This is a genomic window from Actinomycetota bacterium, from assembly GCA_005774595.1.
GTDB lineage: Bacteria > Actinomycetota > Coriobacteriia > Anaerosomatales > D1FN1-002 > D1FN1-002.
Window position 1 is genome coordinate 1 of the sequence record VAUM01000033.1, and the last position, 10,928, is coordinate 10,928.

General features: G+C 70.6%; 12 protein-coding genes. 11 read left to right on the forward strand and 1 reads right to left on the reverse strand.

All coding sequences use genetic code 11. The features are described 5' to 3' along the window. Window positions 1-408 (reverse strand): hypothetical protein (locus FDZ70_02530; GenBank protein TLM79774.1); only part of this gene is annotated, 408 nt, incomplete at its 3' end. Window positions 409-611: 203 nt separating this feature from the next. Between FDZ70_02530 and FDZ70_02535 the strand changes: the two genes are divergently transcribed. The 11 genes from FDZ70_02535 to FDZ70_02585 all read left to right on the forward strand — a co-directional run. Then, on the forward strand, window positions 612-1,346 hold the full coding sequence (locus tag FDZ70_02535; GenBank protein TLM79775.1) for a hypothetical protein: 735 nt from the start codon (window positions 612-614) through the stop codon (window positions 1,344-1,346). A gap of 3 nt (window positions 1,347-1,349) precedes the next feature. Next, window positions 1,350-1,871 (forward strand): hypothetical protein, encoded by a 522-nt coding sequence (locus tag FDZ70_02540; protein TLM79776.1) that lies wholly within the window; start codon window positions 1,350-1,352, stop codon window positions 1,869-1,871. Beyond that, window positions 1,871-2,377 carry a hypothetical protein gene (locus FDZ70_02545; protein ID TLM79777.1) on the forward strand — a complete coding sequence of 169 codons (507 nt, stop codon included), beginning with the start codon at window positions 1,871-1,873 and terminating at the stop codon, window positions 2,375-2,377. The genes FDZ70_02540 and FDZ70_02545 overlap by 1 nt, the downstream gene beginning before the upstream one ends. Before the next feature lie 54 nt (window positions 2,378-2,431). Then, a complete protein-coding gene (locus tag FDZ70_02550) occupies window positions 2,432-2,995 on the forward strand; it encodes a hypothetical protein (GenBank protein TLM79778.1) in 564 nt (187 codons plus the stop codon). A gap of 78 nt (window positions 2,996-3,073) precedes the next feature. Next, window positions 3,074-3,937 carry a polyphosphate kinase 2 gene (gene ppk2 / locus FDZ70_02555; protein ID TLM79779.1) on the forward strand — a complete coding sequence of 288 codons (864 nt, stop codon included), beginning with the start codon at window positions 3,074-3,076 and terminating at the stop codon, window positions 3,935-3,937. After that, window positions 3,754-4,878, forward strand: coding sequence for a prenyltransferase (locus FDZ70_02560; GenBank protein TLM79780.1), 1,125 nt, complete (start codon window positions 3,754-3,756; stop codon window positions 4,876-4,878). The genes ppk2 and FDZ70_02560 overlap by 184 nt, the downstream gene beginning before the upstream one ends. A gap of 135 nt (window positions 4,879-5,013) precedes the next feature. Continuing rightward, window positions 5,014-6,282, forward strand: a complete 1,269-nt coding sequence (locus FDZ70_02565) for an isochorismate synthase (GenBank protein ID TLM79781.1) — start codon at window positions 5,014-5,016, stop codon at window positions 6,280-6,282. Continuing rightward, on the forward strand, window positions 6,279-7,937 hold the full coding sequence (gene menD / locus FDZ70_02570; protein ID TLM79782.1) for a 2-succinyl-5-enolpyruvyl-6-hydroxy-3-cyclohexene-1-carboxylic-acid synthase: 1,659 nt from the start codon (window positions 6,279-6,281) through the stop codon (window positions 7,935-7,937). The genes FDZ70_02565 and menD overlap by 4 nt, the downstream gene beginning before the upstream one ends. Before the next feature lie 15 nt (window positions 7,938-7,952). Continuing rightward, window positions 7,953-8,789, forward strand: a complete 837-nt coding sequence (locus FDZ70_02575) for an alpha/beta fold hydrolase (GenBank protein ID TLM79783.1) — start codon at window positions 7,953-7,955, stop codon at window positions 8,787-8,789. Further along, on the forward strand, window positions 8,786-9,625 hold the full coding sequence (menB, locus tag FDZ70_02580) for a 1,4-dihydroxy-2-naphthoyl-CoA synthase (GenBank protein ID TLM79784.1): 840 nt from the start codon (window positions 8,786-8,788) through the stop codon (window positions 9,623-9,625). Before FDZ70_02575 ends, menB begins: the two co-directional genes overlap by 4 nt. Window positions 9,626-9,632: 7 nt before the next feature. Further along, a partial coding sequence (locus tag FDZ70_02585; GenBank protein ID TLM79785.1) for a 2-succinylbenzoate--CoA ligase occupies window positions 9,633-10,928 on the forward strand: 1,296 nt, incomplete at its 3' end.

The following is a 10,928-nucleotide window of genomic DNA, read 5'->3' on the forward strand; positions in this document are numbered from 1 at the left end:
CTCCTGGACCGCGTACGCGATGGGGGGCGCGGGGGGCGCCGGCGGCTCGGACTCGGGCTCGGGCCCCGCGGGCGGCTCCGGCTCGGCTGCCCACGCCGGGGCCGTCTCGATCACGGGCGCGTCCACGGACTCCGGCACGACCGGCTGCACCGGCACCTCGGCCACGGGCTGGGCAGGGCGGTGCTCCACCACACCCCACGCCAGCACCTTCGCCACGTTCGGGTGCGTCACGGCGCCGCACGCCTCGGCAGCGCGCGTCAGCGCGTCGCCCATCGACGCGTCGGCCAGCTCGGTGACGCGCAGCATGGCCTCGTCGCCCGCGGCGTTCGCGGCGATGTGAGCGCTCGGCCCGCCGGCCGGATACGGTCCGACGACGGTCCAGCCGCCGAAGCTGATGCCCTCGTACATGAAACCCTCCCGTGTTGCGAGCAGCACGCGCGAAGCGGCGGGAACGCGCCGCGGGTCGTCGAAGATGGTTTATCCCATTGACCGTGCCCGCAGGCAACCCCGCGTGCCGCACGACCACGCCACGCCCACACGAGCCCGCACGGGTAGCGCCGCGCGCCGCTCCGCGCGACAATCACAGGCGCAGCCGACGCCAGGGAGGGGCCATGACCGCCTACGACCGCCAGCGCAACATGCTCGCCACCATCTTCTCGTTCTTCCTCGGCTTGATGGTGCTCGCGTTCATCGGCGTGGGCGTCAACACGGCGCTGCCCGATCCGATGCAGGACTACTCCTACCCGCAGGACGCGAAGACCCAAGGGCTCTACGAGAAGTTGAGCAACGCCGAGAAAGCCGCGTCCGAGGACGGCACGATCACCGTCGCGGAGCAGGCGCGCATCGACGAGCTCAACGCGCAGATCAGGGTCGCGGAGATGAAGTCACAGGCCGAGATGGAGGCGCAGAACAAGCGGCAGGAGGAGCTGCGCGAGGACTGGACGCGCAAGACCAGCATCACGCTGATCATCTTCGCCACCATCGTCATGGGGATATCGCTCGTGCAGTCCGAGAAGCTGCGGCTCATCAGCAACGGGCTGCTGCTCGGCGGCCTGTTCACGATGCTGTACGGCACCGGCTGGTCGATCTTCTCCGGCGACGACTGGATCAGGTTCGGCGTCATCGCGTTCGCGCTCGTCGTCACCGTGGGTCTCGGCTACGCGAAGTTCGTCCGCTCGCGCGCGGCGAGCGCCGAGGCGGCCGCGGTGGCCGTCGCGGGCAGCCCCGGGGTCGCACTCGACGACGCCGCGCTCGGATCGCTCGCAGCGCGCGTCGCCAGGCTCGAGGCTCGCGCGGCCGCAGCAGCAGCGGCGCTCGGCGCCGACGAGCCGAAGCCCGAGGACTGAGTGGTGGCACCACGAGAGCCGCAGCGTGACGCACTCGAGACCATCTTCTCGTTCTTCCTCGGCCTGATGGTGCTCGCGTTCACCGGCGTGGGGGTCAACACGGCGCTCCCGTCCGCCCGATTCGACGGCTCGACCATCTCCATCGCGTTGGTAGCATCCGCAACGCTGTCGATGGCGGTGTCGCTCATCCGGTCACACCAGCTGCGCATCGTGAGCAACGGCCTCCTGCTCGGCGGCGTGTTCACGATGCTGTATGGCACCGGATGGTCGATCTTCGGCGAGAATGACTGGACCCGGTTCCTCGTCATCGCGTTCGCTCTGGTCGTGACCATCGCACTCGGCTACGCGAAGTTCGCTCGCTCCCGCGAGGCGACGGCGTCCGGGCCCGCGCCGGCAACATCCGGGCCGACGCACGACGAGACCGCGCTCGGTTCGCTCGCCGCACGCGTCGCCCGACTCGAAGCGCTGACCTCCGCGGCAGCGGCGGGCTTCGCAGGCGAGAACCCCTCCCGGGAAGGCCGCTGATGGATGAGAGCACGCTCGACGCGCTCGCGCAGGCGCGAGGCGAGACGCGCGCCGCGTACGAGAACCGCGCCCGCATCTACCGCCACATCTACGAGGAACTCGCCGCCGAGCTCGGGGCCGAGCGCGCCGCGGCCGTCATGTCGCGCGCCATCCGCCGGCGCGGCGAGGAGGTCGCCGAGGCGTACCGCGCCGCCGCGGCGGCCGCGGACCTCGACGAGGTCGCCCGCGTGTTCGTGGACTCGTCCGCCTGCGGCGGCGAGCTGTTCGAGCCCGGCGTCGAGTCACGCGAGGAGGGCGCGGTCGTGCTCCGCATGACGGCGTGCCCACTCGTAGACGCGTGGCGCGCGGACGGGCTCGCCCCCGGCGAGGTCGACCGCATGTGCGAGATCGCCTCGGCATTCGACTACGGCACCTTCGAGGGCGCGGGGCTGACGCTCGAGTTCCTCGACCGGCAGGCCTGCCCGGGGTCGACGCGCTGCCTGCTCAAGGTGTCGCTGCCCCGCTGACCTGCGGAGGCGCCGAGGCTCCCGTCGGGCACATACGCCGCGGGGGGTGTTCGCATGGCGGACCCGCAGATGCCCGGCGAAGCGGTCAGCGTCGTGAAGCGCCAAGTCGCGGCGCTCCTCGCGGCTGGGTCGGCGCTCGTCGTCGCGCTGTTCACGACCTCGCTCGTCCTCGCCGTCCGCACGCTCATCATCACGATGCCCGAGGGGGGCCAGGCGCCTCCGTGGATCTGGATCGTGCCGGTCTCGATCGTGCTGGCGATGATCATGGTCTTCGCGAACCTCGCAGCGGCCCGCGTCGCGGAGGGCTTCGGCGTCGTGCTGCTCTTCTGGCTCGGCGTCTTCGGCGGCCTCGGCGGCGTGATGCTCGAAGCCGCACTGCGCCACCCCGGCGAGAACGCGCTCGTCTTCTGGATCGACGGCCCGATCTTCCTCGTGATGGGACTCGCTGTGGTGCCGGCGATCATCGGCGGCGCCCGCGGCGCGTGGGCACGCATCGGCACGCTCGCCGGCGGCCCCGGACTGCACGGCGCGGACGCGTTCTACGTGCCGCTGAACGTCGCCGCCATCCTCGCGGGGATCGGCGCAGGCGTCATCACCTTCCTCAACGTCTCCCGGTGAGCGCGCGCCGCGTGACCGCGCGTGGGCTACCATAGCGGCGCACGCCTTCAGGCCACTCCTGGCACGGGGAGCAGCGACATGGGCAAGGACGACAAGCGCAAGAAGGACCGCGGCGAGGCGCCGGCGGCGGCCGGGGCAGCCGAGTCCCCGACCGGCAGGTCGGGCAAGCTCGACCGCGACTTCTACGAGGCTGAACTCGAGAAGCTGCAGATCGAGCTCGTCAAGCTGCAGGAGTGGGTCAAGGCCAAGGGCCTGAAGGTCTGCGTGATCTTCGAAGGCCGCGACGCGGCCGGCAAGGGCGGCGCCATCAAGCGCGTCACCGAGGCGCTCAACCCGCGCGTCTGCCGCGTCGTCGCGCTGCCGGTCCCCACCGACCGCGAAGAGACCCAGTGGTACTTCCAGCGCTACGTGCCGCACCTGCCCGCCGCCGGCGAGATCGTGCTGTTCGACCGCTCCTGGTACAACCGCGCCGTCGTCGAGCGCGTGATGGAGTGGTGCACCGAGACGCAGGTCGAGGAGTTCTTCCGCGACTGCCCCGAGTTCGAGCGCATGCTGCAGCGCTCCGGGATCATCCTCGTGAAGTACTGGTTCTCGATCTCCGACGAGGAGCAGGACCGCAGGTTCCAGGAGCGCATCGACAACCCGCTGAAGTGCTGGAAGTTCTCGCCCACCGATCTGGAGGGCCGGGACCGCTGGGAGGACTTCTCGCGCGCCAAGGACGAGATGTTCAAGTACACGGACACCAAGGAGTCGACCTGGTGGGTCGTCGACGGCGACGACAAGAAGCGCGCGCGGCTGAACACCATCGCGCACCTGCTGTCGCTCATCCCCTACGAGGACGTGCTCACCGCGCCGTTCAAACTGCCGCCCCGCACGCCGGCGAGCAAGGGCTACATGCGCGTGCCGATCGAGTCGCAGACGTTCGTGCCGAAGGTGTACTGAGGCGCGGGATCGGGTTGGACGTCAAGCGCTGGCTGCTCGGTTCACGACCGTGGTTCCTCACGGTCGCTGCGGTGCTCGTCCTGCACGGCTCCACACTCGCGTTCTGGCGAGGTTCGTTCGAGTGGTCCCGCTTCGCGCTGGCCCTCGTGGGGCTCGTCATGCTGCACGGAAGCGTCAACCTGCTCAACGACTGGCACGACTACAGCAAGACCGGCATCGACAGGGTGGTCCGGCGCACCCCGTTCTCGGGTGGCAGCGGCCAGCTCACGGCCGGCAACCTGTCCGCCGCTGAAGCGCTGGCCGCGGGGCTCATCGCGCTCGCGGTCGGCTCGACGATGGGGCTTCTCCTCGTGGCCGACCTGTTCCGTGAGCGTGCGGGCGGCGGATGGCCGCTGCTGGCGATTGGCGCCACGGGCGTGCTCGTGATCGTGCTCTACACGCCGGTGGCGCTGAAGATCGGGCTGGGCGAGCTGCTCGCCGGGCTGGGGCTCGGGATGCTGCCCGTGCTGGGCGTGTACTACGCGCACACGCTGCGCCTGGACGCGGCCGCGTGGTGGTCGAGTGTGCCGGCCCTGCTGCTGACCCTCAACCTGCTGTACCTCAACGAGTTCCCCGACTGGGCGGCCGACAAGGTCGGCAAGCGCCGGCACCTCGTGATCCTGCTGGGCCCCCGCCGGGCGAGCCGCCTGTACGCGGTGGTCGAGGCCGCGGCGTTCGCGGGGATCGTGGGCGGCGTCGCGGCGGGTGCGCTGACGCCGTGGTCGTTGCTGGGCCTCGGCGGCATAGTCCCTGCGGCTGTGGCCGTTCGCGGCGCACTGGCCCACTACGACAAGTTCGAGGAACTCTTCCCGGCGCTGGGGGCCAACGTGGCAGCGGTGCTCGCGACCAACATGCTGCTGGCGCTCGGCTACCTGATCGCGGGCGTGCTCGCGCGCGGGTAGCGCGTCCCGTCTCGCGCCGGGGTGTCGGCGGCGCCGACGCGAGAACGGCCGGCGTGCCCATGGTTTTGCGATAATGCTCCCCGGACGGGCGAGCGCTCCCGTCTGTCGCGAGACGAGAGGGAGCCGGACCGGGGCATGCCGAGCATCTTCAGCCGGACGGAGACGGTCGGCCGCACCGCGTTCGACCTCTACTTCGGGCTCGAGGCGCGGTACTCCGAGAAGTTCCTCTACGTCGAGCGGGACGACCGCATCAAGGTGATGGGCCTCGGGCGCGTGCCGATCGATGCGCCCGTGGCGAGCCTGACGCCCGTCCGCGAGGGCAAGGTGCGCAGGAGCCCGGCCCTGTTCTCGGTGGGCGTGTTCGACCCCGACGATGCCCGTCCCGCGAACCCGCTGTTCGCGGCGCTCGGGGGAGCCGAGTACGTGCTTCCCGAGGTCGTCGTCATCGAGGGCGGCGGCAAGACGTTCGTCCAGATCAACGGCGTGACGCCGGTTGCCGCGAGCATCCCGGAGCTGCTCGCGAGCGTTCCCGAGGCGTGCGGGCAACCGACCCGCGACATCGACCACACGGTGATCGCGGACGACCGGGACGCGTGGTTCCGCCTCGTCGATGAGGCCCTGCGCCGAATCCGGTCGGGCGCGCTGGACAAGGTTGTCCTCGCGCGCGAGTTGCGCGTCGAGACCCGCGAGTCGTTCTCGTCTCGCGAGATGGTCGCGAACCTCCGGGCCGCGGGCGTGCACGGGACGCTGCTGCTGCACGAGGTCGACGGCGTGTTCTTCCTCGGCGCCACTCCCGAGCTGCTCGTCCGCAAGCAGGGTCGGGAGATCACGACCATGTGCCTGGCGGGGACCACCGCGGTGGGTGAATCGGAGGAGGAGCGCGTGCGCGGGGCCGTGTTCCTCCTCGGCGATGAGAAGAACCTCCGGGAGCACGCGTACGTCGCCGACCACCTGCGCGGGTGCCTGGACGAGATGTGCTCGAAGGTGCGCATGCCCGAGGGGCCCAGCGTGCTCACGCTCAAGCACCTGCAGCACCTGTACACGCCGGTGACCGCGAAGGTGCCCAGAGGCGTGTCGCTGATCGACCTTCGGGACCGCCTCCACCCGACGCCGGCGCTCGCAGGCAGTCCCGTGGACGCGGCGAGAGCCGCCATCCGCGAGCTCGAGGGCTTCAACCGCGGGCTGTACGGCGGGACGTTCGGGTACGTCGACCTCGACGGCGACGGCGAGTTCTCGGTCGCGATCCGGTCGGGCGTGTTCACTCGGGACCACGGGTACGTCTACGCCGGCTGCGGCATCGTGGAGGGAAGCGACCCGGCCGCGGAGTACGATGAGACCGCCGTGAAGCTCAAGACGATCCTCTCGGCGTTCCGCAGTACCCCGTCAGGAAGGACGGACGGATGACCGGTGCTCCGTGGAGCGTGTTCCTCGGCGCGTTCGTCGACGAGCTGCTGCGCCTCGGCGTGGAGGATGTGGTCGTGTCGCCGGGATCGCGTTCGACACCGCTGGCGATCGTGTTCGACGTGAGCGACTTCCGCCTCACCGTCGACATCGACGAGCGAGGCGCGGCGTTCTTCGCGCTCGGGATGGCGAAGGCGGCGCGGCGGCCGGTGTGCCTCGTGTGCACCTCGGGCACCGCCGCGGCGAACTACTACCCGGCGATCTGCGAGGCGGCGGCGGCGCGCGTGCCGCTCATCGTGCTCACCGCGGACCGCCCCCACGAGCTGCGTAACCTCGGCGCCGCGCAGACCATGGACCAGTTCAAGCTCTACGGCGACATGCCGGTGTTCTTCCACGAGATGCCGCTGCCCGACGGGTCCGAGGGCAAGGTGGCGTTCGCGCGGCAGATGGCCAGGGAGAGCGTCATCCGGGCGACCGGCACGCCGATGGGCGTGGCGCACCTGAACTTCCCCTTCGCCGAGCCGTTGCTGCCGGACCTCGAAGTGCCGGACCTGTTCTCGGCAGGCAGGGCGAGCGAGCCGCCCGCGATCCTGCGGCCGCGCAGGGTGATCGACTCGGACGTGGCCGACCGTCTCAACGCCGCGATGGCCGATCGAAGCGGCGTGATCCTCTGCGGCGAGGGCGAGTACCCCGCCGAGATCCTCGACCTGGCGCGGCGGCTCGGCTTCCCGGTGCTCGCCGATCCGCTGTCGAACCTGCGCCGGTACGACGACCCGCATGTCATCGACAACTACGACAACATCCTGCGCCGCGACGACCACCCCGCCGTCGAGGTGGTGCTCAGGTTCGGGCAGTACCCGGTGTCGAAGGCGTGCTTCACGCGGATCGGGGCACTGCGGCCTCTGACGATCGTCGTCGACGAGGTCGAGACCCGCGACTTCAACCACCTCACCGACCTGTTCGTGCGCTCGAGCGCCGCGGACTTCGTGCTGTCCTCGGCCGGCCTGCGCAACGAGATCGGGTCCGCCGACCTCGACCGCTGGGTGCAGCTGAACGAACGCGAGCGCGCGAGGATCGAGGCCGCGGGCGAAGACGCCGCGTGCGAGGGCGGCTGGGTCCTGCACCTGATCGACGGGATCCGTGAGGGCTCGCTGCTGTTCGCCGCGAACAGCATGGCCATCCGGTACCTCGACACCTTCTACCTGAAGCGCGACAAGGCGATCCGCGTCATGTGCAACCGGGGGATCAACGGCATCGACGGCACGCTGTCCTCGGCACTCGGCGCCGCACGGCTCTTCGAGTCATCGACGCTGCTCACCGGCGACCTGGCCTTCCTCCACGACATCAACGCGCTGCACCTTGCCCGCAGCCTCGACACGAACCTGACCGTCGTGCTGGTCAACAACAACGGCGGCGGCATCTTCGAGATGCTTCCCCAGCGCTCCGAGGAGTCCTGTTTCGAGCGCCTGTTCCTCACGCCCCACGACGTCGACTTCGCCCGCGTCGCCGAGGGATTCGGCGTCGGGTACGTCCGTGCCGAAGACCCGGCGTCGTTCGCCGAGGCGTACGCGGCGGCTCAGTCCCGGCCCGGCATCGAAGTCATCGAGGTCGTCTCGCGCATCTCGGACCTCAAAGAGCACTACGCGCGCTACCTCTAGATCGGTGGCCGGGCGATGAGCATCGAGCTTCTGGGCGACCGCTATCACGTCGAGCACCACGGCGATCCGAACGGCGAGGCGGTCCTGTTCCTCCACGGCTTCTCGCAGAGCTCGGCGACGTGGCTGCCGGTGATCGCGGAACTGCCCGGCATGCCGGACGGCGAGCGCCTGCACCCCGTGCTCCTCGACCTGATCGGCCACGGACGGAGCGCGAAGCCCGGCGGCGCAGGACCGTACGCCCTGGAGCACGTGGTCGAGGTGATCGAGACGCTCAGGGTGAGTGCGGACCTCGGGCGCATTCACCTGGTCGGCTACTCGATGGGCGGCCGCATCGCGCTCGCGTACGCCGTACGATACCCCGGCTCGCTGCGCACGCTCGTGCTCGAGAGCGCGTCGTTCGGGCCGCGCACGCCCGAGGAGCGCGCCGCGATGGCCGAGCGGGACCGCGCGCTCGCCGAGCGGCTCCGCTCCTCGACGCCCGAGGAGTTCGCGGGCTGGTGGGCACAGATGCCCGCGCTCGCCTCGCAGGGCGATCTGCCGGACGCCATGCGCGAGGCCGAGGCCGCGATGCGGCGCGACAACGACGTGCGCGCGCTCGCGCTCGCGACGCTCGGCGCGGGCCAGGGCGCGATGCCGGACCTGTGGGACGCGGCGTCCCGCCTGCCGATGCCGCTCACGTACCTGACCGGCACGCGGGACGAGCGGTACGCGGCGCTCGCCTCGGCGGCGGAAGCGGAGTGGGGTCTGGATGTCAGACGGTTCGCGGCGGGCCATAATGTCCATCTGGAAGCGCCGAGTCAGTACGCCCGCACCCTGTCAGAGGTGCTCGCGAAGGGACGGGAACCACGATGAGTGCCGTCGAGTGGATCGAAGGCAAGTCGTACGAGGAGATCCTCTACCACACGCATCAAGGCATCGCCCGGATCACGATCGACCGGCCCGAGCGCCGCAATGCGTTCACACCGCTCACGGTCATGGAGCTCTACGACGCCTTCACGGTCGCGCGCGAGGACGACGGCATCGGCGTCATCGTGCTCACGGGCGCCAACCACGGGCAGGGCCCCGAGAAGGAGGCCTTCTGTTCCGGGGGTGACCAGAAGGTGCGCGGCGACGGCGGCTACGTCGGCGCCGACAACATCCCGCGCCTGAACGTGCTGGACCTCCAGCGGCTCATCCGCATCGTCCCCAAGCCGGTCGTCGCGATGGTCAACGGCTATGCGATCGGCGGCGGGCACGTGCTTCACGTGGTCTGCGACCTGTCGATCGCCGCCGAGACGGCGAAGTTCGGCCAGACGGGTCCGCGCGTGGGCAGCTTCGACGCCGGCTACGGCGCGGGTTACCTCGCACGCATCGTCGGCCACAAGAAGGCCAAGGAGATCTGGTTCCTGTGCCGCCAGTACACCGCGGCCGAGGCGCTCGACATGGGGCTGGTCAACGCCGTCGTGCCGTTCGACGAGCTCGAGGCCGAGACCGTCCGCTGGTGCCAGGAGATGCTTGCGATGTCGCCCACCGCCCTGCGCTTCCTCAAGGCGGCGTTCAACGCCGACACCGACGGGCTCGCCGGCATCCAGCAGCTCGCCGGTGACGCCACGCTGCTGTACTACACGACCGACGAGGCCAAGGAGGGACGCGACGCGTTCAAGGAGAAGCGCGACCCGGACTTCTCCAAGTTCCCGAAGTTCCCGTAGAGCGCCGATGTTGCGCGACCTGCTGGCGGACAGCGCGACGCGGGGCGGTGACCGCACGTTCTTCCGTCACGGCGGGCGGACCTACTCGTACGCCGAGGCTCAGGACCGCGCGCTCGACCTCGCGCAGCGGCTGCACGGACGCGGCATCCAGCCCGGCGAGCGGCTCGCGATCGATCTGCCGAACGGGCCTGACCTGGTGTTCGCCCTGCTCGCCGGCCCCATGCTCGGCATCTCGTTCTTCCTGCTCAACACGCGGCTCACCGCGCCGAAGAAGGCCGAGCTGCTCGACGGCTTCGAGGTCTCCGCGACCGTGGACGAGGAGTTCCTCGCGACGCTGCGCTCCGAGGCGCCCGTGGGCTTCGAGCCGCCGGATCCCGCCAGCGATGACGTCTTCGTGCGGATGTTCACCTCCGGCACGACGGGGCTGCCCAAGGCCGCGCGGCTGACGTACGGCGCGCTCGAGGCGGCGGCGCGCGCATCGGCCGAGGTGCTCATGACGCCCGAGTCGGGGTGCTGGCAGCTCACCTTGCCGATGTTCCACGTCGGCGGCCTGCAAGTCATGATCCGCTCCCTGGTCAACGGCTCCCCGTTCATCCTCTACGACCGGTTCGACGCGGCAGCGGTGCTCGCTGACGTAGCGAGCGGCGAGGCGACCCACGTCTCGGTGGTCGACAGGACGCTGCGCGAGCTGATTGCGTGCGATCGCGACATGCTGGCGCGCTACGAGGCCGTGCTGCTCGGGGGCGGCCCGGTGAACGAGCGGACCCTCGAAGACGCGGCGGCGGCCAACGTGTGGGCGAGCTACGGGATGACGGAGACGTGCGGCGCAGTCGCGGTCTCCGCGCCGGGGCGGTACGCCGAGGGGCTGCGGCCCCTGCCCGGGTGCGAAGTGCGGATCGTCGGGCCGGCCGAGGACGGCTGTGGCGAGATCGCGGTGTCGGGGCCCTCGGTGTTCTCGGGATACGAGCCGCGCCGCGGGGAGCCCGCCTCGCCCGCGCGCTCCGACGGCGCGTGGTTCCTGACCGGCGACGAAGGCCGCATCGTCGACGGCGGCCTGTTCGTCTCCGAGCGGACGTGCGACGTGTTCATCTCTGGGGGCGAGAACGTCTACCCGGCCGAGATCGAGCGCGAGATCCTCGCGGTCGGCGGCGTCGAGAGCGCCGCCGTCATCGGCGTGGAGGACCCCGACTGGGGCAGGCGCCCGGTCGCCTTCGCCGCGGGCGCCGGAGCCGACCGGGCGGCCATCGTCGAGCACCTCGAGAGGCGCCTCACGAGCTTCCAGAGGCCCGACGCGGTCTTCGTG

Excerpts from the sequence above, each read along its gene's own strand:
- FDZ70_02535 (TLM79775.1), top strand. The coding sequence starts at position 612 with ATGACCGCCTACGACCGCCAGCGCAACATGCTCGCCACCATCTTCTCG.
- FDZ70_02545 (TLM79777.1), top strand. The coding sequence starts at position 1,871 with ATGGATGAGAGCACGCTCGACGCGCTCGCGCAGGCGCGAGGCGAGACG.
- FDZ70_02550 (TLM79778.1), top strand. The coding sequence starts at position 2,432 with ATGGCGGACCCGCAGATGCCCGGCGAAGCGGTCAGCGTCGTGAAGCGC.
- ppk2 (TLM79779.1), top strand. The coding sequence starts at position 3,074 with ATGGGCAAGGACGACAAGCGCAAGAAGGACCGCGGCGAGGCGCCGGCG.
- FDZ70_02565 (TLM79781.1), top strand. The coding sequence starts at position 5,014 with ATGCCGAGCATCTTCAGCCGGACGGAGACGGTCGGCCGCACCGCGTTC.
- menD (TLM79782.1), top strand. The coding sequence starts at position 6,279 with ATGACCGGTGCTCCGTGGAGCGTGTTCCTCGGCGCGTTCGTCGACGAG.
- FDZ70_02575 (TLM79783.1), top strand. The coding sequence starts at position 7,953 with ATGAGCATCGAGCTTCTGGGCGACCGCTATCACGTCGAGCACCACGGC.
- menB (TLM79784.1), top strand. The coding sequence starts at position 8,786 with ATGAGTGCCGTCGAGTGGATCGAAGGCAAGTCGTACGAGGAGATCCTC.